The 21,466-nt window shown below is 72.0% G+C and carries 23 protein-coding genes; 8 read left to right on the forward strand and 15 right to left on the reverse strand.

Annotated features, from left to right (window positions below; all coding sequences use genetic code 11):
* Positions 1–109: 109 nt before the first annotated feature.
* From JD276_RS13310 to JD276_RS13330, 5 genes are read right to left on the reverse strand one after another with little or no spacing between them, the layout of a single operon-like run.
* Positions 110–2,431, reverse strand: coding sequence for an arylsulfatase (locus tag JD276_RS13310; RefSeq protein ID WP_200116149.1), 2,322 nt, complete (start codon positions 2,429–2,431; stop codon positions 110–112).
* Entirely contained in the window at positions 2,428–3,219 is a 792-nt protein-coding gene (locus tag JD276_RS13315) for an ABC transporter ATP-binding protein (protein ID WP_200116150.1), read from the reverse strand. The genes JD276_RS13310 and JD276_RS13315 overlap by 4 nt, the downstream gene beginning before the upstream one ends.
* Positions 3,216–4,052 carry an ABC transporter permease gene (locus JD276_RS13320; protein WP_200116151.1) on the reverse strand — a complete coding sequence of 279 codons (837 nt, stop codon included), beginning with the start codon at positions 4,050–4,052 and terminating at the stop codon, positions 3,216–3,218. Before JD276_RS13320 ends, JD276_RS13315 begins: the two co-directional genes overlap by 4 nt.
* 1 nt (position 4,053) lies before the next feature.
* Positions 4,054–4,833 (reverse strand): ABC transporter permease, encoded by a 780-nt coding sequence (locus JD276_RS13325; RefSeq protein WP_200116152.1) that lies wholly within the window; start codon positions 4,831–4,833, stop codon positions 4,054–4,056.
* On the reverse strand, positions 4,830–5,846 hold the full coding sequence (locus tag JD276_RS13330) for an ABC transporter substrate-binding protein (RefSeq protein WP_200116153.1): 1,017 nt from the start codon (positions 5,844–5,846) through the stop codon (positions 4,830–4,832). The genes JD276_RS13325 and JD276_RS13330 overlap by 4 nt, the downstream gene beginning before the upstream one ends.
* A gap of 353 nt (positions 5,847–6,199) precedes the next feature.
* On the opposite strand from JD276_RS13330, the gene JD276_RS13335 reads away from it, so the two are divergent.
* On the forward strand, positions 6,200–6,796 hold the full coding sequence (locus tag JD276_RS13335) for a TetR/AcrR family transcriptional regulator (RefSeq protein WP_200116154.1): 597 nt from the start codon (positions 6,200–6,202) through the stop codon (positions 6,794–6,796).
* Positions 6,797–6,828: 32 nt separating this feature from the next.
* Here JD276_RS13335 and JD276_RS13340 read toward each other — a convergent pair whose 3' ends face one another.
* Positions 6,829–7,866 carry a formylglycine-generating enzyme family protein gene (locus JD276_RS13340; RefSeq protein ID WP_443673899.1) on the reverse strand — a complete coding sequence of 346 codons (1,038 nt, stop codon included), beginning with the start codon at positions 7,864–7,866 and terminating at the stop codon, positions 6,829–6,831.
* A gap of 208 nt (positions 7,867–8,074) precedes the next feature.
* Here JD276_RS13340 and JD276_RS13345 point away from each other — a divergent pair, with 208 nt between their 5' ends.
* Positions 8,075–8,224, forward strand: coding sequence for a hypothetical protein (locus tag JD276_RS13345; RefSeq protein WP_200116155.1), 150 nt, complete (start codon positions 8,075–8,077; stop codon positions 8,222–8,224).
* 22 nt (positions 8,225–8,246) lie between these two features.
* Positions 8,247–9,698: an aldehyde dehydrogenase family protein gene (locus JD276_RS13350; RefSeq protein WP_200116156.1), complete on the forward strand. Its 1,452-nt coding sequence runs from the start codon at positions 8,247–8,249 to the stop codon at positions 9,696–9,698.
* A 65-nt stretch (positions 9,699–9,763) separates the two neighbouring features.
* Here JD276_RS13350 and JD276_RS13355 read toward each other — a convergent pair whose 3' ends face one another.
* Genes JD276_RS13355 through JD276_RS13375 form a run of 5 tightly spaced genes read right to left on the reverse strand, consistent with a single transcriptional unit; the run spans position 9,764 to position 13,251 of the window.
* Entirely contained in the window at positions 9,764–10,327 is a 564-nt protein-coding gene (locus JD276_RS13355; RefSeq protein WP_200116157.1) for a TetR/AcrR family transcriptional regulator, read from the reverse strand.
* A gap of 41 nt (positions 10,328–10,368) precedes the next feature.
* Positions 10,369–11,112, reverse strand: a complete 744-nt coding sequence (locus tag JD276_RS13360; protein WP_200116158.1) for an SDR family NAD(P)-dependent oxidoreductase — start codon at positions 11,110–11,112, stop codon at positions 10,369–10,371.
* Between the two features lie 3 nt (positions 11,113–11,115).
* Positions 11,116–11,478: a hypothetical protein gene (locus JD276_RS13365; protein WP_200116159.1), complete on the reverse strand. Its 363-nt coding sequence runs from the start codon at positions 11,476–11,478 to the stop codon at positions 11,116–11,118.
* Complete coding sequence (locus JD276_RS13370) at positions 11,475–12,683, reverse strand: acyl-CoA dehydrogenase family protein (RefSeq protein ID WP_200116160.1); 1,209 nt, start codon at positions 12,681–12,683, stop codon at positions 11,475–11,477. Before JD276_RS13370 ends, JD276_RS13365 begins: the two co-directional genes overlap by 4 nt.
* A gap of 28 nt (positions 12,684–12,711) precedes the next feature.
* Positions 12,712–13,251, reverse strand: a complete 540-nt coding sequence (locus JD276_RS13375) for a flavin reductase family protein (protein ID WP_200116161.1) — start codon at positions 13,249–13,251, stop codon at positions 12,712–12,714.
* A gap of 115 nt (positions 13,252–13,366) precedes the next feature.
* Between JD276_RS13375 and JD276_RS13380 the strand changes: the two genes are divergently transcribed.
* Together JD276_RS13380 and JD276_RS13385 are read left to right on the forward strand one after the other, a co-directional pair.
* Positions 13,367–14,311: a LysR family transcriptional regulator gene (locus JD276_RS13380; protein WP_200116162.1), complete on the forward strand. Its 945-nt coding sequence runs from the start codon at positions 13,367–13,369 to the stop codon at positions 14,309–14,311.
* Positions 14,312–14,411: 100 nt separating this feature from the next.
* Positions 14,412–15,791 carry an aminotransferase class III-fold pyridoxal phosphate-dependent enzyme gene (locus JD276_RS13385; RefSeq protein ID WP_200116163.1) on the forward strand — a complete coding sequence of 460 codons (1,380 nt, stop codon included), beginning with the start codon at positions 14,412–14,414 and terminating at the stop codon, positions 15,789–15,791.
* 59 nt (positions 15,792–15,850) lie between these two features.
* Here JD276_RS13385 and JD276_RS16370 read toward each other — a convergent pair whose 3' ends face one another.
* The 3 genes from JD276_RS16370 to JD276_RS13400 are packed head-to-tail and all read right to left on the reverse strand — an operon-like array spanning position 15,851 to position 18,685.
* The gene (locus JD276_RS16370; RefSeq protein ID WP_200116164.1) at positions 15,851–16,822 is read right to left on the reverse strand and encodes a PDR/VanB family oxidoreductase; all 972 of its coding nucleotides are present in this window, start codon (positions 16,820–16,822) and stop codon (positions 15,851–15,853) included.
* Positions 16,819–17,394, reverse strand: coding sequence for an aromatic-ring-hydroxylating dioxygenase subunit beta (locus JD276_RS13395; protein ID WP_200116165.1), 576 nt, complete (start codon positions 17,392–17,394; stop codon positions 16,819–16,821). The genes JD276_RS16370 and JD276_RS13395 overlap by 4 nt, the downstream gene beginning before the upstream one ends.
* The gene (locus tag JD276_RS13400) at positions 17,387–18,685 is read right to left on the reverse strand and encodes an aromatic ring-hydroxylating oxygenase subunit alpha (RefSeq protein ID WP_307866576.1); all 1,299 of its coding nucleotides are present in this window, start codon (positions 18,683–18,685) and stop codon (positions 17,387–17,389) included. The genes JD276_RS13395 and JD276_RS13400 overlap by 8 nt, the downstream gene beginning before the upstream one ends.
* Positions 18,686–18,874: 189 nt before the next feature.
* Here JD276_RS13400 and JD276_RS13405 point away from each other — a divergent pair, with 189 nt between their 5' ends.
* From JD276_RS13405 to JD276_RS13415, 3 genes are read left to right on the forward strand one after another with little or no spacing between them, the layout of a single operon-like run.
* Entirely contained in the window at positions 18,875–19,246 is a 372-nt protein-coding gene (locus JD276_RS13405; RefSeq protein WP_200116167.1) for a hypothetical protein, read from the forward strand.
* Positions 19,246–19,530 carry a hypothetical protein gene (locus JD276_RS13410; protein ID WP_200116168.1) on the forward strand — a complete coding sequence of 95 codons (285 nt, stop codon included), beginning with the start codon at positions 19,246–19,248 and terminating at the stop codon, positions 19,528–19,530. Before JD276_RS13405 ends, JD276_RS13410 begins: the two co-directional genes overlap by 1 nt.
* A complete protein-coding gene (locus JD276_RS13415; RefSeq protein ID WP_200116169.1) occupies positions 19,527–20,816 on the forward strand; it encodes an amidase in 1,290 nt (429 codons plus the stop codon). Before JD276_RS13410 ends, JD276_RS13415 begins: the two co-directional genes overlap by 4 nt.
* Here JD276_RS13415 and JD276_RS13420 read toward each other — a convergent pair.
* A complete protein-coding gene (locus JD276_RS13420) occupies positions 20,806–21,462 on the reverse strand; it encodes a response regulator transcription factor (RefSeq protein ID WP_200116170.1) in 657 nt (218 codons plus the stop codon). The two genes, JD276_RS13415 and JD276_RS13420, sit on opposite strands and share 11 nt — an antisense overlap.
* Positions 21,463–21,466 lie beyond the last annotated feature (4 nt).

Below are 21,466 nucleotides of genomic sequence, written 5' to 3' on the forward strand. Positions count from 1 at the left end.
CCGTCCCTGGATCGGCGGGGCCCCACACCGAGGTTCGACGCGGGGACGCGAAGATTCAACGCACCGGTTCTGTCACCGGACCGGCCGCCCGCCGACCGGCGGCGCTCCGTCAGTCGGCGAGCACGGCGGCGGCGCGCCCGACCGCGCGGATGATCGACGGATCGTACGCCGAGCGCGCACCCGGCACGACCCGCACTCCGCGCAGCACCCCTCCTCCGAACCGGAACGGGCCCCTCCGCTCGCGCAGGTCCCAGTCGACGGGGCTGCCGTAGTCGTAGCCGACGCTGATGCCGGTGAACGGCGCCATCCCCATGAGCATCGGCACCTCGGCGATCTCGGCGACGGCCCGGCCGTCGTGCTCGAGGAGCACGCGGCAGCGCAGCCCGTCGAGCTCCTCCACCGCCAGACGGAGGCGCTGCTCCCCGGACGGGAGCGCTGCCGCCGCGCGATCCCGGTGCATCGCGCCGTAGGCGTTGTAGGAGAGGAGCGGGACGCCGCCGTCGAGGGCCGCCAGGTAGCCGCCGCCCTGATCGCCGTGGGCCACGAGCACCCCCTCCGCCCCCTCGCCCACGAGCACGTCGATCTCCATCTCGAACGACTTCAGCACCGTGAGCTGCGCCGAGCGGTAGCGCTCGAGCGGAGGCCCGTAGGGCGGCAGCGAGACGGGCTCGGCGAGCGCGAGCTCCGTCTCGGGACGCGTGCGGTGCATCGTGCCGTCGTCGTCGAGGGGGAAGACCGTGTTGCGCCAGGCCTCGCTCCGCCAGCGCTCGGCGAGGCGCCGGGTCCGCTCGGGCAGCTCCGCGGCGCGGTCGCTCGCCTCGGTCGGGTCCTCAGCGAGGTGGTAGAGCTCCCATCGGCCGCCGGCCGCGCCCTCCTCGCGGTCCGGCGGCTCGGGGGCGACCGCCTTCCACTCCCCCTCGACGAGGGCCCGCGAGCCCAGGCACTCGAAGTGCTGCAGATCGCGTCCCGGCGCGTCGGGGTCGCCCAGCACCCCCGCGATGCTCGCACCGTCGAACTCCTCGGCGGCGAGCCCGCACCGCTCGGTCAGCGCCGGCACCCCGGCGAGGTCGAGGAGCGTCGGCGTGAGGTCGGAGACGAACACGAACTGATCCCGCAGCCCGCGCAGGCGCTGAGGAGCGGCGGGCCACGACATCACGAGCGGCGCGTGCACGCCCCCCTCGTAGGTCGACGACTTGAAGGAGCGGAAGGGCGTGTTCGAGACCCGCGCCCAGCCCGCGGGATACTGGCTGAACACCTGAGGGCCGCCGATCGCCGCGATCTCCCGCGGGACGTCGCGCACCCAGTCCTCGGAGAGGCCGGCGATCTGGGCGAACTGGGCGAAGTAGCTGCGCGTGCCGCGGGGCCCGCCCTCCGCGGTGCCGCCGTTGTCGCTGGTGAGCACGACGATCGTGTTCTCCCGCTCCCCCAGCAGCTCCAGGTGCGCGAGCAGCCGCCCGACGCTCTCGTCGACCTCGGAGACGGCCGCGGCGTAGACCTCCATGTGGCGCGCGAACAGCGCTCGATCCTCGTCGCTCAGGCGATCCCAGCTCGGGATGCGGTCGTCGTCGGCGATGGCCCCCGTCGGCAGCTCCGCGTTCTCCGGCACGATGCCGAGCTCGCGCTGACGGGCGAAGCGCTCCTCGCGCACGGCGTTCCAGCCCGCCTCGTAGCGTCCGCGGAATCGGGAGATGTCCGCCTCCTTCGCCTGGATCGGGCCGTGGACGGAGGTGTGCGCGTAGTAGAGCAGGAAGGGGCGTTCCCGGTCGCTGGCCCGCAGCTGATCGATCATCGACAGGGCCTCGTCGGTCAGCTGATCCGTGAGGAAGTAGCCGTCGGGGAACTCGGGGACGTCGACCACCGAGTTGTCGCGGACGAGCCGATGGGGGTGGTGCAGCGAGGTGAAGCCGTCCATGCTCCCGAAGTAGCGGTCGAAGCCGCGCTGCAGCGGCCACGAGCTCTTCTCGGCGCCGTCGTGCAGTCGCGATTCGACCGTCAGGTGCCACTTGCCCACCATGAACGTCGCGTATCCGGCGGCGCGCAGCGACTCGGCGAGCGTCGGCGCCCCCGCGGGCAGCTCTCCCGCGAAACCGGGATAGCCCGGGTCGGTGTGGGCGACGAAGCCGAACCCCGCGCGGTGGGGGTTCAGACCGGTGAGCAGCGAGGCCCTCGCCGGAGAGCACATGGGCGCCGTGCGGTAGTTGGTGAAGACCCAGCCGCCCGCGGCCAGCGCGTCGATGTGCGGCGTGTCGATCTCGCTGCCGAAGGGGCCGAGGTCGCTGAACCCCAGGTCGTCGACGAGCATCACCACGATGTTCGGGGCCCCGGGAGGGGTCGGGGCCCCGGGGCGCCACCAGGGCTCCGCGTCGGAGACGAACTCCGACGCCCGCCCGCCGAACCCCTCGTAGCCGCGGGCGAAGGGCGGCGCCGTCACCTCGTCCCCCTGATGAGTTCGAGGATCTCGGTGCGTCGGGCCGAGAACTCCGGCAGCGACCGCGTGACCAGTTGGTCCCGCGCGCCGTCGAAGGCGATCTCGATGGTGCGCGTCACGCGCGCCGGCCGTTCCCCCAGCACGACGACCCGGTCGGAGAGGTACACGGCCTCGTCGATGTCGTGGGTGACGACGACGATGGTCATGCCGAACTCCTCGCGGATGCGCAGGCACAGATCCTCGAGCTCGAAGCGCGTCTGCGCGTCCACCGACGCGAACGGCTCGTCCATCACGAGCACCTCGGGCCGGTAGGCGATGGCGCGGGCGATCGCGACGCGCTGCTGCATGCCGCCCGAGAGCTGCCAGGGGTGCTTGCCCGCGACCTCGCCGAGCCCCACCGCCTGCAGCGCGGAGGCGACGCGCCCCTCCCGTTCGTCCCGCGGCAACCGCAGGTGCTTCAACGGCAGGGCGACGTTCTTCCCGACGGTGAGCCAGGGCATGAGCGAGCGCGTGTACTCCTGGAACACCAGCGCCATCTCCTGGGGCGGCCCCTCGATCGGGCGGCCGTCGATGAGGGCGTCCCCGGCGCTGATGCTCTGCAGACCGGTGAGGCACTTCAGCAGCGTCGTCTTGCCGATGCCGGAGGGGCCGACGACGCAGACGATCTCGGCGGCGTGGACGTCGAAGGTGAGGTCGGCGATGACGGGGATCTCCGCCGCCCCCGTCGAGTAGCTCTTGGCGAGCCCGCGCACGCTGAGACGGGCGGGCGCGGGGGCGAGGGTGGTGGTCATGAGTTCTTCTCCTGCTCCTGGGAGGCGATGTACCAGCGCAGCACGCGGCGCCGGAAGACGGTGAACAGCGCGGTCGAGAGGTATCCGATCACGCCGAGCAGCAGGATCCCCGCCCACATGTCGGCGATGGCGAAGGACTGCTGCGCGAGCAGCGTCGCGGCCCCCAGGCCCGTCGAGGATCCCAGCATCTCGCTGGCGATCATCACCACGAACGCGGTGATGAGGCTGACCTGGACGCCCGAGAGGATGCGCGGACCCGCGGCGGGCAGCACGACCTGGAGGAGCCGCTCGGAGCCGCTCAGTCGGTACACGCGCCCCACCATGCCGAGCGTGGGGTCCGCGCCGCGGATGCCGTCGATGGTCGAGATCAGCACCGGGAAGACCGAGGCGATCGTGATCGAGAGGATGCGGGTCTCGTTGCCGAAGCCGATGAGCGAGACGAAGATCGGGACGAGGGCGACGGGCGGGATCGCCCGGAAGAAGTGCAGGGTGGGCTCGAGGAGCCACGACAGCGGGCGCACGAGGCCGAGCGCCGCTCCCAGCACGAGGCCGATCAGGCAGGCCAGTGCGAACGAGAGCGCGAGGTTGCCGACGGAGGAGGCGACGTCCGCGATGAAGCGCGGCGTGCCCAGCAGTTGGACCAGGCGCTCGAGGATGACGCGCAGCGGCGGGAAGAAGGCGTTGGTGGACGAGGCCGAGGCGAACCACCACACCGCGACGAGCGCGACGGGCACCGCGAGCTCGACGCCGATGAGCACGCCCTTGGGCAGGCCGCTGCGGCGCTGTCTGCGGGCCGTGCGCGTGCGGAGCGGGATGCTCGAGGTGAGCGTCATGTCAGTGCGCCTCCTTCCGGTACTGCGGGTGCCAGTGCAGCAGCGAGCGCTCGCCCCACTGGCTCAGGCCCTGCACGATCAGGCCGAGGGCCCCGAGGATCAGGACGTTCGCGAACAGCGCCTCGCGATCGCCCCCGATCTGGGCGAGCAGGAGGCTCTGGCCGAGACCGGGTCCGCCTCCGAGCAGACCGGCGACGACGGCCACGATGAGCGCCGTCGGGGCGCACACCCGCACGGCTGTGCCGATGTAGGGCAGCGCACTGGGCAGCACGATCCGGCAGAGGATCTCGCCGCGCCCCATCCCGAAGGACCGCGCGGTGGCGCGGGCGACGGGATCGGTGTCGAACACGCCGGCCGCGGTCTGCACCGCGATCGCCACGAAGCAGCCGAAGAAGACCAGGAAGACGCCCATGTCGACGGTGGGCCCGAGCACCAGCACGGCGATGGGCAGCACGACGATCGGCGGGATCGGCTTGAGGAACTCGAACGGCACGCGGGTCGCATGCAGGGCGAGGGGCGACACGCCGACTCCGATGCCCAGGGCGACGCCCAGCACCACCGCGAGCACGAGCCCGCCGAGGGCCATGAGCAGCGTGGCGCCGATCGCCTGCCAGAGCGCGGCGGTGCCGAGCAGCCCGGCGGCGGCGGCGAGCGCCGCGCTCGCCGGGGGCAGGGCGCTCCCGGTCGCGCCCGGGGCCGTTGCGACGATCTGCCACGCCCCGAGCGACGCCGCGACCCCGAGACCGCCGAGGGCGTACTGCAGGATGCGGGACCGCCTCATCTCGACCCGTCCCCGAGGATCTTCCCGTCGAGGTCCACGCCCTGCTCCAGGAAGCCGAGCCGCACCAGCTTCTCGTTGATGCGGTCGAGGTCGGCGCGGCGCAGCTCGGTCGGCCAGTAGGGCGACTTCACGTCGGCCACGTCGAGATCCGAGCCGCTGAACTCGAGCCCGGCGGCCACGGCGACGTCGTTGTTCTCGTTGGCGAACTCGTTCGATCTGACGATCGCGCGCTGGAACGCCTCGATGGCCTCGGCCCGGTCCTTCGCGACCGAGTCGCCGGTCACCCACAGCCCGACGGCGCCCTCCTCGAAGAGGCCGACCGCTGCGGAGGCGATGCGCACGGCGCCGACCTGCTCCGCCTCGACCGTGAAGGGCGTCACCACGCTCGCGGCGTCGACCTTGCCGCTCTCGAGGGCGGAGACGGTGGAGGCGAAGTCGAGCGTCACCCACTCCACCGAGTCCGGGTCGACTCCGGCGCGGCTGAGCTCGTCGGCGATCGCGACCTCGAACATGGCCTTGCGAGCCGGGACGGCGACGGTCCGGCCCTCCAGCTGCGAGACGTCCGTGATGCCGCTCGCCCGACTGGCGTAGAGCCCCGAGTCGTCGTAGACCGACGGGTCCTCCGCTTCCGAGGCGCCGTCGACGTAGCCGTCGGCCGCCGCGACGATCGTCAGGGGGACGCCTCCCGAGAGCGCGTTCATCACCGGGACGCTGGGGGCGAAGGCGACGTCGACCTGCCCGCTCTGCACCGCGGCGAGGCCCGCGGCCGGGTTCGCGACGATCGACGTCTCCACCTGCAGACCCTCGTCCTCGAAGAAGCCTTCCTCCACCCCCGTGAGCAGGGAGCCGTCGGAGACGACGCCGGTCGCCGCGACCTGCAGCGTCTGCGGTTCTCCGGCGCCCCCGTCCGCGGAGGGGGCCTGCTCGCCCGGCTGTCCCGAGCAGGCGGACAGTGCGAGGGCCGCCGCTGCGGCGACCGCCGTCGTGGCACGGCGGAATCGGATGTTCGTCATGATCTCTCGTTTCCCGAGCGGCCCGGCAGGGCGACTCCGTTGTCGTGTGGTTTCGGGGAGAAGGAGCGAGCGCGGCGCTTTTAGTCACCGCTTGGAGATTTATAATAGGGCGGGATCACGCGCCCCGCAATCGTCTCCCGCGCCGATCGCCCGGCCGCTCGCGCACCCGGCCGTCGAGCGGGCGCTCCGCCAGCGCTGGAGCCGATTCCCGCCGCCGGGGAGCCGGTTCGGAGAGCGGACCGGGCGGGGGCTGCGGGCCCGGCGGCGGCCGGACTCGCCGCCCCGGCCGGCGCGGCGAGCGGGACGGCCGGGCCGCCGCGTGCTCCTAGGATGGACCGAAGAGGAGGATAGCCTTGCCCAAGATCGTCGACCACGACGAGCGCCGCCGGCACATCGCCGAGGCCGCGACGGCCGTCATCATGCGCTGCGGTTTCGCCGGCCTGACGATGCGCGAGGTCGCCGCCGAGGCGGGGTACGCGCACGGCGCCATCGCCCGCTACTTCCCCAACAAGCAGAGCCTGCTCACGGCCGCCTTCCTCCAGCTCACCGTCGCCGCGAACGACCGCATCGCCGCGGGCATCGAGGATCTGCGCGGGCTCGCCGCCCTGCACCGCATGTGCAGCGAGATCCTCCCCTACGGCAGCGTCGGCACCGCGTCGACCCGGGTGCTCCTCGCCTTCTGGGATCACGCGTCGGAGGATCCGGGCATCAGGGAGATCAACCGGAAGAACACGCTGCGGTGGCGCGGCCTCATGCACCGCTTCCTCGCCGAGGCCCGCGAGGACGGCGAGCTGGATCCGGAGCTGGACGTCGACGCCGCCGTCGACCGCGTCTCCGTGCACAACGCGGGATGGCAGGTGACCGCCGCCCTGACGCCCGACATCGCCGCCTCCGAGCGCATCGACGCCAGCCTGCGCGCGCTGCTCGACGGCTTCCGCCGGCGCGGCTGAGCGCTGCGATCGGGCGCCGCGACCGCCCTCCGTCAGGCCGGCGCGCGGTCGCCGCCGAGCGCGACCGTGCGGAACCCGGCGTTGCCCATCGACGAATCCGGGGTGTTCTGCGAGCGCGCCGAGTTGCGATAGCGATTGCAGTACGAGACGTGGCACAGGTAGCTGCCGCCCCGCAGCACCCGCGTTGCGCCCTCCCCCGGCCCCGGGGGATCCGCCACCGGCGAGCTCCGGTAGTAGGCGGCGTCGAACCAGTCGGCGCACCACTCCCAGACGTTCCCCACGGGCTGCCAGAGGCCGTACCCGTTCGGCTCGTAGGATCGCACGGGAGCCGTGGTCGCCCAGCCGTCCTCGCGGGTGTTGAGACGGGGGAACTCCCCCTGCCAGATGTTGACGCGCCATCCCTGGCCTGTCGGCCCGCCCTCCGCGTCGGGCTCCTCGTCCCCCCAGGGGTACTTGCGCGCCGCGAGGCCCCCGCGGGCCGCGTACTCCCACTCCGCCTCGGTGGGCAGCCGCCGCCCGGCCCACCGGCAGTAGGCTGCGGCGTCGTTCCAGCTCACGTGCACCACGGGGTGGTCGTCCAGGCCGTCCAGCGACGACAGGCGCCCTCCCGGATGCCGCCAGTCGGCGCCGGCCACCCCGTACCACCACGGCGCGCCCGGCACCGCGCCCGTGATGTCCTCGCGCGGAGCGGCCACCGCGAGGTGGAACACGGCCGAGACCCCGAACAGCTCCGCCTCGGTCTCGTACCCGGTCGCCTCCGCGAACCGCGCGAAATCGGCGTTGGTGACGGCCGTCGCGTCGATCGAGAACCCCTCGAGCTCGACCCGGTGCAGCGGCAGCTCTCCGTCGGCCGCCAGACCGTCGCCCGAGGAGTCGCCCATGACGAACGACCCGCCGGGGATCCGGGCCTGCTCGATCGAGTGGGCCCGCCGCGCCTGAGGCGCCGGCTCGACCCGGGCCGCGGGGCCGGACCCGCCGGACCCGCCGTCGCCGCCGAGCGGCGCCCCGGGCGCTCCCGCCCGCGCGGGCGCCCCGCAGCTGCACCCCGTTCCGCCCGAAACCGTCATCATCGCTCCTTCGCCGGCCTCCGATCCGCTCCGCGCATCGGAGGCCCGTCCGCGTGTCCACCGTACCCGCGACCCGATGCGCCGGCACCGCGAAACGCGCGGGCGACGCCGGAGCGGTTCTGTCAGCGGACCGAGGAGGCCGCGATCCCCCTCGGAAGCCGTTGTATGGAGAACGGGCGCGCGCGGAAGCACCCGCGAACGCGCGCACCCGATGAACCCCGTCACCGAAACCAATAGATTGGGCGCAGTCGACGACCGCGAGGACGCGGTCTCGAGGGCGGGCGCCTCCGCGCCCGTCGATCCGCGACGCGACGCGCCGCGCAGGCCCGAGGGCTCCGCGACCGCGGCGACCGCCGAATGAACGATCCCACCGAGGAGAACCCATGAGCGCAACCCCCGAATTCACGACCCAGCTGCTGCTCGACGGCGAGTGGCGCCCCGGAGGCGGCGGCACCTTCACGAGCATCAACCCCGCGACCGAGGAGGCGCTCACCGAGGTGGCGAGCGCCGACGCCGCGGACGCCGACCGTGCCGTCCGAGCCGCACGCGCAGCCTTCCAGGGCGAATGGGCGGCCACGCCGCCCTCGGTGAGGGGACGGCTGCTGAACCGCCTGGCCGACCTCGTCGAGCGGGACGCCGAGACCCTCGCGACGCTGGAGTCCCTCGACATGGGCGGCCTCCCCGGCGCCTCCCTCGCGATGCACATCCCCAACTTCGTCGCGTCGCTGCGGTACTACGCCGGCTGGGCCGACAAGCTGACCGGCGAGACGCTCCCGAACGACGGCTACATGGGCCGGCCCGCCTTCGCCTACACGCAGCGGGAGGCCCTGGGCGTCATCGCCGCGATCGTGCCGTGGAACTCGCCCATCATGATCCTCGGCTGGAAGCTCGCCCCCGCCCTGGCCACCGGCAACACGATCATCGTCAAGCCCGCGGAGGACGCCTCGCTCCCGATCCTCCACATCGGCAAGCTCGCCGTCGAGGCCGGCTTCCCGCCCGGGGTCGTCCAGGTGCTCTCCGGCCCGGGCTCCGTCGTGGGCGAGGCGCTGACCCTGCACCCGGGCGTCGACAAGGTGTCCTTCACCGGCTCCACCGAGGTGGGCCGGCGCATCCTGCGCAACTCCGCCGAGACCTTCAAGCCCACCACCCTCGAGCTCGGCGGCAAGAGCCCCAACATCGTCTTCGAGGACGCCGACCTCGAGGCCGCGATCGGCGGAGCCGCCGCGGGCATCCTCGTCAACTCCGGTCAGGTGTGCGCCGCGGGATCGCGCATCTTCGCGCACCGGAGCGTCTACGAGGCCGTGCTCGACGGCCTGCAGCAGGCCGTGCGGTCGCAGGTCGTGGCCGACCCCTTCGACCCGAGGGCGACCATGGGGCCGCTCGTCAACGCGAAGCAGCGCGACCGGGTGCAGGAGTACATCGAGCAGGGCGAGGCCGAGGGCGCCCGGCTGGTGGCGGGCGGCGGCAGGCGCGAGGGGGCCGGCTTCTTCGTGAACCCCACGGTCTTCGCCGGCGACAACGACCTGCGCATCGCGAGGGAGGAGATCTTCGGCCCCGTCGCGACGGTCATCCCCTTCGAGAGCGACGACGAGGTGATCCGACTCGCGAACGACAGCAGGTACGCCCTGGCCGCGACCATGTGGACGAGGGACGTGCGGCGCGTGCACGCGGTGTCCTCCGCGCTGCAGGCCGGCGCCGTGGGCGTCAACGGCTGGTCTCCGCTCATGCCGCAGCTGCCCTGGGGCGGCGGGAAGGACTCCGGGATCGGGAGCGAGCTCGGCACCGAGGGGATCCTCGCCAACACCCGGGTGAAGACCGTGACCGTCGTGCTCTGACCGGCGGCGTCGGTCCGGACGCGCTCGGCCCCGCCCCCGAGCTCCGCGGGCGGGGCCGAGCGCCGTCAGCGCGGCCGCTGCGTCTCGATCAGCCGCACGAAGAGGTCGAGCGCCTCCTCCGTGTGGGCGAGCTGCGGCGCGGTCAGCTGCTGGAGCACCGCGCCGTCGAAGGCGACGTGGATGAGGCGGGCCAGCACGTCGACCCGCTCGTACCCCTCGGCCCGCAGCACCTCCCGGATCGCGTCGAGGTAGCCCTCGGAGAGCAGCTCGGCCAGTGGCGCGAGCTGGGGGTTGCGGCGCGACTCCAGGAGCACCTCGTAGTGGAAGGCCTGCAGGTCGGGGTCGCTGCGCACCGCCGCCACGAGCGTGCGTGCGAGGTCGTCGACCCGCCCGCCGGCGCCCGGAAGGCTGCGGTCGATGGACTCGGCCACGGCGGTCTTGACGGCGGCGACGAGCAGGGCGTCCCGGTTGCCGAAGTGGTAGGTGATGAGGCTGTTGCGCACCCCCGCCTCTTCGGCGACGGAGCGGAACGTCATGCCCCGCAGGCCCCGACGCGCCACGACCGCGATCGTGGCGCGGACGAGCGCGTCGCGACCGCGGCCGTATCTCGGGCTCTCCGGCGTCGTCATACCGCCCAGCGTATCGGCCCGGTCCCGCGGGGCGCCCCGGGTCATCGCATGAAGACGCCGCCGTTGACGTCGAGCGTGGCCCCCGTGACGAAGCCGCTGTCGGGCCCGACGAGGTACGCCACCGCGGCGGCGACCTCCTCGCTGGTTCCGACGCGGCCCACGGGGATCGTGCGCCCGACCGCGGCGGCGTCCTCCTCGCCTCCCATCGCGGGGGTGCGGATCGCCGCGGGCGCCACCGCGTTGACGGTGACCCCGGCGTCGGCGAGCTCGCGCGCGAAGATCTTCGTGAGCACGAGGGCGCCGGCCTTGGAGGCGGCGTAGTGCGCGCCGGCCACGAGGCCGCCCTGCTGCCCGGCGAAGGAGGACATGTTGACGATGCGCCCCCACCCCCGCTCGCGCATCGCGGAGCCGGCGAGCTGGCTGAGCACCAGATAGCTGCGCAGGTTCGTCGCGAGGACGTCGTCCCACTCGTCGGGCTCGATCTCCCACACGGATCGCTTCACCGTCCGGCCCGCGTTGTTCACGAGGACGTCGGGCGCGCCCCAGGCCGCCTCCTGGTCTGCGAAGCATCGCCGCAGCGAGCGGACGTCGGCGACGTCGACCTCCAGGGCGCGGGCGGTCTCGCCCGTCGCGTCCAGCTCGGCGGCGAGCGCCGAGGCCGCCTCCCCGTTGATGTCGGCGATCCCGACCCTGAAGCCGTCGGCGTGCAGCCGTCGCGCGACGGCCTCGCCGAGCCCCTGTGCCGCTCCGGTCACGAGTGCGGAGCGCCGCTGTTCCGTCGCCACCGCCTACTCCGTCCCGAAGAACAGGTCGCGGCCGATGCGGGCCTCGATCTTGTAGTAGTGCCACATGAGGTGCTCGCCGACGGGCGTCTCCCTGATGATGTTCGCGATCGCGCGCACCTCGTCGTAGCCGGGGGCGTCGAGCAGGATGTACGCGGTCCAGGGCGCCGCCGACGACGGGCCGACCTGCAGCGTGTCGTCGTCGAAGGTGCCGATCACCCGCACGCCGAACCGCTCGCCGAGATTCGCGAACGCGCTCTTCGTCGCCTCGAACACCAGCCTGCGCTCCTCGGCGTCCGCCGCGAAGAACGGATCGCGCACTCCGATGCAGATGAGGGCGCGCACCCCGTCGCCGGCCGCCGCGCTCATGCGGACGCCTCCACGCGCAGGCTGCCGTGCTCGGGAGCCATCGAGAGCCCGAGGGAGCTCGAGGCGATGAACTCGTGCGCGGCGAACGACGACACGGGCATGAACAGGCCGGCCTGGACGTCGCGCCACATGCGTTCGAAGGGGAGCGACTTCGCATAGGCGGCGCCGCCGACGACGTCGATCAGCCGGCTGAAGGCCTCGACCGCGTTCTTCGTGCAGACGTGCTTCACGAGCGCGCTCTGCGCGACGATCTCCTGCAGCCCGAACTCGTTGTAGTAGTCGTCCGTGCCGAACTGCGCGGTGTGGCGGTAGATCAGCGCGCGGGCGCTCTCGATGAGGATCTCGGCGTCGGCGATCGCGTCCTGGGCGCGCGCGTCGTCGACGAGGCCCCGGCGGCGCACCTGCTGCTTCGCCCAGTCCAACGCGCCCACGGCGAGGCCGACGTAGACGGCGCCGAACGCCGGCTGCGAGGAGCCGAACACGGTCTCGGCGACCGTGGCGTCGAGGTGGCCGACGGGGAAGGAGTGCACGACGTCGGCGTCGGGGACGAACACGCCGTCGAACTCGAGGTCGTTGCTCTGGGTGGCGCGCATCCCCATCATGTTCCAGACGGGGTGGATCGTGATGTTGGGGTCGGCGAGGTCGATCTTCATCATCAGCAGCTGCGGGCCCCGCTCGGGATCCTCGAAGCGGGCCGTCGTGGAGGCGTGCGTGGCCACGGCGGAGTTGGTGCCGAAGTTCTTGCGCCCCGTCACCCGGTAGCCGCCCTCGACCCGCTCTGCGCGCGTGCGGGCGTCGGTCATGAGGTTGGGCGTGCCGAACTCGCTGGTGATGGCCGCCCAGATGAGCCTCCCCTCGGCGGCCTCGCGCAGCAGGCCCTCGAGGCGCGGACTCTTCGTCTTGCGCCACACCGCGGCCCACTGCGCGAGCGGGGTGAAGTGCATGTTCACCGCGAGCGCGGTCGCCGCGTCGGCGGAGGCGATCCGCTCGACCACGGGGATCACCTCGAAGAGCGTCGCGCCGTGACCGCCCAGTTCCTCGGGTACGGAGAGGTTCAGCAGGCCGATCTCCCACATGTCGTCGTAGTTCTCGTGCGGGAACGCGTTGTTCGCGTCGTTGTCGGGGGCCCGGTCGCGGAACCGCTCGACGAGCTGGTCGGCCATGGCCAGGAACTTCTTCTGGCGGGCGGTGTAGAGCTGTTTCATCGTGGTGTCTCCGATTCGTAGGGGTGGGTCAGTCCGCGAGCGGCGAGTGGGCGCCGTAGGTGCGGGATCCGTAGGTGAGGGTCTCGAGGTCCTGCGCGCGCGCGTCGACCACGCGGCCGACGATGAGCAGGTGACTGCCCGCGACGAGGAACTGCTCGGCGTGGCAGTCGAAGGAGGCGGCGGCGGTCGACAGCACGGGCGATCCCGTGCGCATGAAGCCCCACTCCTCCCCGAACTTGTAGCGCGTCTCCGGTCCCGACGCCCCGGCGAAGTCCCGGGCGATCGGCACGTTGGCCGTCGACAGCACGTTGACCGCGAAGCAGCGGTTCGTGCGGACCGCGTCGGCCACCGGCGCGCCCCGGAACAGGCCGATCACGAGCGTCGGGGGGTCGGCGGAGACCGACATCATGGCGGTCACGGTCTGGCCGAAGCGTCCGGCGCCGCCGTCCGTGGTGACCAGGGTGACCGAGGCCGTGGCCTTGCCCATGCCCGCGATGAACCGCCCGCGGATCTCGGGGCCGGAGGCCGGTGAAAGCGTCAGGCGCTGCAGGTCGGCGTTCGAGGACATTTCGGCTCCACCTTTCGTCGTGGCTCGAGTTGGACTAATTTTGCAGTTGCGCAGTATCTGGATCAAATGAATATAAGAGTGGTAGTCCATTCACGGAATCGATGAGGTGAGGAACATGGGGTCCCGGCTCGACATCACCCTGATGCAGCTCGAGAGCTTCATCGCCGCGGCGTCCTGCGAGAGCATCAGCGCCGCCGCTGAGCAGCTGCACACCTCGCAGTCGAACCTCTCGGTCGCCGTCGCCAACCTCGAGCGGCGGCTCGGGGTCGAGCTGCTGGTGCGCCGCCGGTCGAAGGGGGTGGGGGTCACCCCGGCGGGTCGCGATCTCCTCGTCAGGGCCCGGGCGATCGTCGAGGCGTCGCGGGAGCTCGAGGACGCGGCCAGGGGCGGCCGGGAGGAGCTCGAGGGGGATCTGCAGGTCGGATGCCACCTGCCCCTGACCTCCTTCTACGTGCCGGGCCTCATCGCGGGGGTGCGCGACCGGGCCCCGGGAGTGCGCCCCTCGATCAGGGAGGGCAACCAGGACGAGCTGCAGCAGGCCGTGCACGACGGCGAGCTGGACCTGGCGCTCGTCTACGACCAGTCGCTCCCGACGCGGCTGAGGTTCCACCGCTTCGCCTCCGTCTGGCCCTACGCCATCGTCGCGCCGGGAACCGCGATCGCGGCGCGCGGCACCACGAGCCTCGCCGAGCTGTCGACGCTCACGATGGTGAACTACGAGGCCGTGTACGCGGCGGGGCGCTCGCACGAGCTCTTCCGCAGCGCGGGGCTGCCGCTCCCCGCCGAGATCCGGGCGAGGAGCCTCGACTCCGTCCGCGCGCTCGTGGCCGCGGACCTCGGCTTCTCGATCCTCAACCAGCGGTGGGGCACGAACCTCACGGCAGACGGGGCCGAGGTGGTCCCCGTCGAGCTGACCGATCGCGTCTCGCCGATGGGCATCGGAGTGCTGACCCGGCGCAGCGCCCTGAGCGCCAAGACCGCTCTCGCGATCGAGATCCTGCGCGCGCACGCCGTGCACCGCCACCCCGAGCACGATCCGCTCGGCGAACCGCTCGCTTGATATTCAACCTGCGCAGATGCACAATTATCGGCATGCGCGCACGCCCTCGTCCGCGCAGCTACGACAGACGCCGCGAGGAAGCGGTGGAAAGGTGCAGATCATGACCGTGCTCACCCCCGACTCCGCGATCCGCGCGGCCGGCGACTACAAGACCGCGACCAAGAACTTCTGGCATCCGATGAGCCCGTCGAAGCAGGATCCGTCGCAGGAGACCCTCATCGTGGTCTCGGGCGAGGGCAACTACGTCACCGACGCGGACGGCAATCGGCTGCTCGACGGCGTCGGCGGCCTCTGGAACGTCAACGTCGGCCACAACCGCGCCGAGGTGAAGGACGCCATCAAGGCGCAGCTGGACCAGCTGGCGTACTACCAGTCGTTCGACGGCGTCGCCCACCCCCGGGTCTACGACCTGGCCGACCGCCTCGTCGGCATGCTCGCTCAGGAGGACGCGCACCGCGTGCTGTTCGGCTCGAACGGCTCCGACGCGGTCGAGACCGCGCTCAAGCTCTCCCGCCAGTACTGGATCGCGGCGGGCGAGCCCGGCCGCGTGCGCTTCCTCTCGCTGCGCAACTCCTACCACGGCATGCACATCGGCGGCACCTCGGTGGGCGGCAACGCCGTCTACCACTACAACCACGGCCCGCTGCTGCCGGGGGTCGAGCTGCTCGACTCGCCGTTCCTCTACCGCAATCCGTGGAACACGGAGGACCCGGCCGAGCTCACCGACCACCTGATCCGTCAGCTCGAGGAGCGGATCGAGTTCCTCGGCGGACAGACGATCGCGGCGTTCATCGCTGAGCCCGTGCAGGGAGCCGGGGGCGTCATCGTGCCCCCCGAGGACTACTGGCCGCGCGTGCGGGAGGTGCTCGACCGCCACGGCATCCTCATGATCTCCGACGAGGTCGTCACCGGGTTCGGCCGCACCGGCAACATGCTCGGCAGCCGCGGATGGGGGGTCAAGCCCGACATCATGGCCTTCGCCAAGGGCATCTCCGCCGGCTACATCCCGCTCGCCGCGACGGTCTTCAACCGCAGGGTCGCCGACGCCATCGAGAACGGGCCGGGCTTCTCGAACGTCATCATGCACGGCTACACCTACAGCGGGCACCCCACCGCCGCCGCGGCCGCCCTCGCCGTGCTCGACATCGTCGAGCGCGACGACCTGCCGGGCAACGCCGGCCTCGTGGGGGCCGTGCTGCAGGACGAGCTGCAGGCCCTCGAGTCCCACCGCTACGTCGGCGAGACCCGGGGCAAGGGCCTCATGGCCGCGATCGACCTCGTGGCCGACAAGGGCACCCGGGAGTCCGTCGACCCGTCGAGCGGCATCGCCCACAGGATCGCGGCCGCCGCCCGGGAGGAGGGCGTCGTGGTGCGTCCCGCGGGCACGAAGATCATCCTGTCGCCGCCGCTGACTCTCGAGGCCGACGAGGCCAGGGAGATGGTGCGCGCCCTCGACGCCGCCCTGTCACGGGTCGACTGACGCCGGGCCGGCATGATGAAGGGGGTGGATCCGCGGATCCACCCCCTTCGACGTCGGCGTCAGTAGAGCTCGATCACCAGCCTCGGAGACTTCGCCCGCGACACGCACAGCGCGATCTCGCCGCCCGCCTCCTTGTCGGCCTTCGACAGGCAGTTGTCGCGATGGTCGGCGACGCCCTCGATCAGGCCGCTGACGCAGGAGCCGCAGACGCCCTCCTCGCAGGACTTGAAGACGTCGATGCCGTTCTCCTCGAGAACGGAGAGGATCGTCTGGTCGGCCGGGATCTCGAACTCCTCGCCGGTGTCGAGCTCGACGGTGAACGCGGTGTCGCCGCTCGTGTCGATGTCGACCCCCTCGAAGTGCTCGACGTGGAAGTTGCGCTCCCCCAGAGCCGGCTCCACGACGGCGCCCAGCTGCTCCATGAAGCCGACCGGACCGCAGGTGTAGACGTGGGTCTTCTCGGTCGCCCCCGCGCTGTCGGTCGCGTCGGAGATGATCCGGGCGAAGAGCTGGGGCCGGGCCGCGCGCTCCGTGCCGAAATGCAGGTGGACCCGGTCGCGGAACTCGGCGCGCTCCTCGAGGAGATCGACGAAGGCGGCCTCGTCGCGCGACCGGGCGAAGTAGTGCAGCTCGAAGACGGCGCCCCGGGAGTAGAGTTCGTAGGCCATGGACAGCAGCGGGGTGACCCCGATCCCGCCGGCGACGAGGATGTGCTGCTCGGCGTCCTCGGCGATCCCGAGCAGGTTGCGGGGCTTGCCGATGAGCAGCCGGTCGCCGGGCTCCACCCGGTGCAGGGCGCTGCTGCCGGCGCCCTCCGGTTCGCGCTTGATCGCGACGAGCAGCGAGGACGGATCCCCCGGCGCGCTGCAGAGCGAGTACTGCCGCAGCACGCCGGTCGGGCCGGTGATGTCGACGTGGGCGCCCGCGGAGAACGGGGTGAACGGGCGTTCGTCCTCGTGCACGAGTCGCAGCGTGCGGATGATGGGCGTCTCCTCGGTGACCTCGGCCACCCGCACCACGACGCCGCTCACAGCAGGAACCCGGCGGCCGGCGTGGAGTCCTGGCTGTCGATCAGCCGGATCACCTTCAGCGCGATCCGATCGTCGGCGGGGGTGGCGCCGAAGCGGACCCGGTACTCCACGTCGCCGGCCCAGAGGTGGTGCGTGCCGCGCTTGTAGGCCACGATCACCTGCGCCGCGCGGAGCAGCACCCCGTCGTCGTCGACCTCGCCGCAGATGAACCGGCCCAGCGTGCGGACCGTCGTCGCGGCGTCCACCGCGGCGATCGCGTACCCCTCCGTCAGGCGCACCACGCGCGAGCGCCGCATGGCGTCGTCGTCGAACACCATGTTCAGGCTGCCGGCGAAGTCCTCGGTCTCGGGATCGATCGGGATCACGTAGATGCCGTCCTCCGAGTAGAGCTCCTGCCACTCCTCGTAGTTCTTGCGATCGAGCAGCTCCGCCTCGTAGGAGACGAGATCCACCGCTCGGGCGACCCTGGGGTCGGCCACCGAGACGCCGGAGTAGGACAGGGGGCGCTTGTAGGTGCTGCGACCGGTCAGCCACGCGCCCGGCTTCACCTTCGATGCTGCGGATTCAGTCATCGCTCATCATTTCCTTCCACTTGTAGTAGGCCGCGCGCATGCCCGACTCGTCGGTCACGTGCGAGGTCGGCCACCCCTCCTCCGTCCGCGTCTCCCGGGCGGATCCGCGGTTCACCATCACCGGCAGCTCGGGGCCGCCGACGGCGCCGCGCTGCACCCGGTCCCAGCCCTCCGCGTCGTCCGGGGTGCCGAAGCCGAAGGGTCCCTGGAAGTTCTCGTGCGCGCGCATGCGCTCCCGGTTCACGCGATCGACGATCTCGGGCGGGCCGTCGGGGCCTATCGCGATGTGCTCGATGACGGTCTCGTCGACCGACACCGGCCGCAGCGTGCGGAAGAAGGAGATCGACATCGACACGTTCGGGAAGAGGTTCAGGTTGAAGCCGGTGCCGTGCATGGAGTAGACGAGCCTCCGGATCTCCTCCTCCGAGACGCCGTTCGCCCGCAGGTCGGCCACGAGACCGTCGAAGCGGGGCTGCAGCGGCTCGCTGCCGTCGTCGGCCTCGAGATCCGAGTGCTCGGGCACCATCTGCATCACGGAGTGCCCGTTGCCGAGCACGTGGGTGACGGCGGAGGGATCCGTCATGAAGCTCATCATCTCCGCCGTCTCGCTGTCGACCGTCGCCATCCACGAGCGGTGCACGATCGGGAAGTGGTAGCCGTCGGTCGTGTTCTCGAGCTGGATCTTCCAGTTGCCCTTGAAGGTGAACCGGTGCGTGCCGAGGACCTTGAGGGGGTACCCGGCGCCCTGGGCCATGAAGCGGTCGATCCACATCTTGACGTCGCCGAGGAAGTCCTCGAGCGGCTCGATGTCGTGGTTGAACGTCGCGAAGATCATGCCGTTGTACTGCTCGGTGCGCAGCTTCTTGAGGCCCATGTTCTTTTTGTCCATGATCCCCTCGTACCCCTCGGGGTACGGGATCCCCCGCAGGGCGCCGTCGAGGCCGTACGACCACGCGTGATAGGGGCAGGTGAAGCCGTTGACGACGCCGGACCGCGTCTCGCACACGGTCGCCCCGCGGTGGCGGCAGCGGTTCAGCATCGTGTGGATGTTGCCCTTGCGGTCGCGGGAGACGATCACCGGCTGCCTGCCGACGTGGGTCGCCTTGAACGCGCCCGCCTTGGGCAGCTCGCTGATGTGCGCGACCCAGACCCAGGTCCGCTCGAAGATCTTCGTCATCTCCTCCTCGAAGATCTCCGGGTCCGTGTACATGCGGCCCGCGACGCGATCCTCGAGCACGAGATCGGCGGGTTCGAACTCGTAGACATTCTCCTCTGTGAACTCAACGGTCACCGAACTGCCTCCATTCAAGGGTGCGATTGCCCCCGACGATGCGGCCGGCGGCTGAAGTACGGGCATCAGTCTAGAAATCCGAGAGGCCCGGGATAATTGGCGATCCCCTCAGCGTCATAGGGGTTTCCCCTACGCCCGTACGGCACATCCCATCTGCCCCGCGCCATCGTCTCCGCATAGCCTGGGGGCATGTCGGCCCAAGACCCACACCCCGACGAGGCGATCGACGCGGTGCTCCACGCGCTCGCGGCCCCGCTCGTCTCGGCAGAGAACTATCTGGCGGGCGTCCGAGCGCGTACGCGGTCCCTCGCCGCCCACCCGGTCGTGCCCGAGGAGCTCGGCGGCGAGATCATGCGCGGCATCGACGGCGCCATGCGCAGCCTCGAGGAGGCCGCCGCGACGATGACGGCCTTCGCGCTGCTCGGCGAGGCCGGCAGGCCCGGGTGCCCGGCGTGCGACGCCGCCCGACCCGTCGACGGCCGGGAGGGGCGGCCCGAGGCCGACGGACCCCGCCGGTTCACCGGCGCGAGGAATGTGATCACCACCGAGGAGGAACACTGATGCTGCGACTGGACACGCCGGACGACCAGCGCCGGATGACCCTGGTCTGCTACCTCGACACCTTCGGGTACGGCTGGAAGCACGTGGATCTGTTCACGCACGATCTCGAGGGCAACGAGCTCAACTGGGTCCACTGGGGGGTTCCCGAGGACGGCCCCGAGGCCGCGGATCGCGTCACCGCCCGCGTCGAGCCGACGCTCAAGCGCACCTCCGAGTGGCGGCACCGGGTGAGCCCGGTCGGTCAGGACTACTGGGTCGCCGATGTCGTCTGGAGCGACGGGTGAGCGCATTCGCGCCGTGGTCCCTCGCCGAGCTCGTCGCGGACCTCCGATCGGGCGCGCTCGCTCCCGCGGACGCGCTCGAACGCTCCCGCGAGCGCATCGACGCGACGGACGCCGCGATCCGGGCCTGGGTCGTGACCGACTTCGAGCGCGCCGGTGCGCGGGACGCCTCCGGTCCGGCATCCGGCGGCGCCGGGCGACGGCCGGCGGGTCGCGGGGCGCTCGCCGGTGCGCCGATCGGCGTCAAGGACATCATCGACGTGCGGGGGCTCCCCACGCGGTGCGGTTCCGCGCTGCGGGCCGGCGCGCCGGCGAGCGCCTCGGACGCCGGGATCGTGACCGCCTGGCGCGCGGCCGGCGCGATCCCCGTCGGCAAGACCGTGACCACGGAGTTCGCCTACTTCGCCCCCGGCCCGACCGGCAATCCGGCCGCTCCCGGCCGCACCCCGGGGGGCTCGTCCAGCGGTTCCGCAGCGGCCGTGGCGTCGGGCCAGGTGCCGCTCGCGCTCGGCTCGCAGACCGCCGCCTCCGTCACCCGGCCGGCGGCCTTCTGCGGAGTGGCCGCGCTCGTCATGACGCGGGGGCGCTTCGCCGCGGACGGCGTCGTGGGCCTCGCGCGCAGCCTCGACAGCCACGGGTTCTTCGCCGCCGGCGCGGAGGATCTCGGCGTGGCCTGGTCGGCGGTGAGCGGGGAGGCCGTCGAGCGCGTCGAGGCGCCGCGGCTGCTGGTGTGGGATGCGGCGTCGCTCGGCGGCGTCTCCGACGACATGGCCTCGGCCGTGGACGAGGCGATCTCCGCCCTGCGCTCCCGGGGCGCCGAGATCGAACGGTTCCCGGAGCCGGCGCTGGTGGACGAGGCCACCGCCGCGCACCTCGTCGTGATGGGGTACGAGGCGGCCGTCGAGCGCGCCGAGGAGCTCGCCCGGCCCGAGCGCCTCAGCCCCCAGCTGCGCGCGCTGCTCGAGGGCGGACGCGGGATCCCGCGCGCCGACTACGACGAGGCTCGCGGGGTGATCGAGCGGGCACGGCGACGCGTCGAGGCGCTGACCGCGGAGGGCGCGGCGATCATCGGCCCCGCCGCGCTGGGCGCCGCCCCCGAGGGCCTGTCGGCGACGGGCGATCCGATCCTGAGCCGGGCGTGGCAGGCGCTCGGGCTGCCGGTGGTCGCGGTGCCCGGCCTGCACGACCCGGGAGGGCGTCCGCTCGGCGTGCAGCTGATCGGCGAGCCGAACCGCGAGTCGCGGCTGCTGGGCACCGCCGCCTGGGTGCAGGAGCGCCTCAGACCGTGAGGCGGTGCAGGTAGAGATCGCGCACGAGTCGTCCCAGGCTCTCCGCGGAGGTCTTGGCCCGGATGCGCGTGCGGTGCACGTCGACCGTCTTCACGCTCGCGCTGAGCCTCGTGGCGATCTGCTGACTCGACAGGCCGTCCATGACGAGGCGCAGCACGTCGCGCTCCCGGGGCGTCAGGCCGTGCAGGCGCGCGCTCAGCTCGCGCCTCGCCGAGCGGGCGGCGAACGCGTCCCTCGCCGCGGAGAGCTGCGCCTGCACGGTCTCGACCATCGTCTGCGGCTCGTACGGCTTCTCGAAGAACCCCACCGCGCCGGCGCGCATCGCGCGGACGGCCGAGGGCACGTTGCCGTGCCCCGAGCAGAAGAGCACCGGCGCGGGATAGTCGCGCTCGAGCAGCTGCTCCTGGAGCAGCAGGCCGCTCAGGCCGCGCATCCGGAGCTCGAGGATGACGACCGCGGGCTCCTCCTCGTCGAACTCGCCGAGGAACGACGGCGCATCGGGGTAGGTGAGCGCCACGATCCCGACGCTCTGCAGCAGATATGCGAGGGAGTTGCGCACCCCCTCGTCGTCGTCGACGATGTGCACGACCGGCGTGTCCTCGAGGACCTCGCGCCCCGGGGTCAGGTCTGCATGGTGGAGCGCCATGTCG

The sequence above is a fragment of the Leucobacter chromiisoli genome (assembly GCF_016522505.1).
Taxonomy (GTDB): Bacteria; Actinomycetota; Actinomycetes; order Actinomycetales; family Microbacteriaceae; genus Leucobacter; species Leucobacter chromiisoli.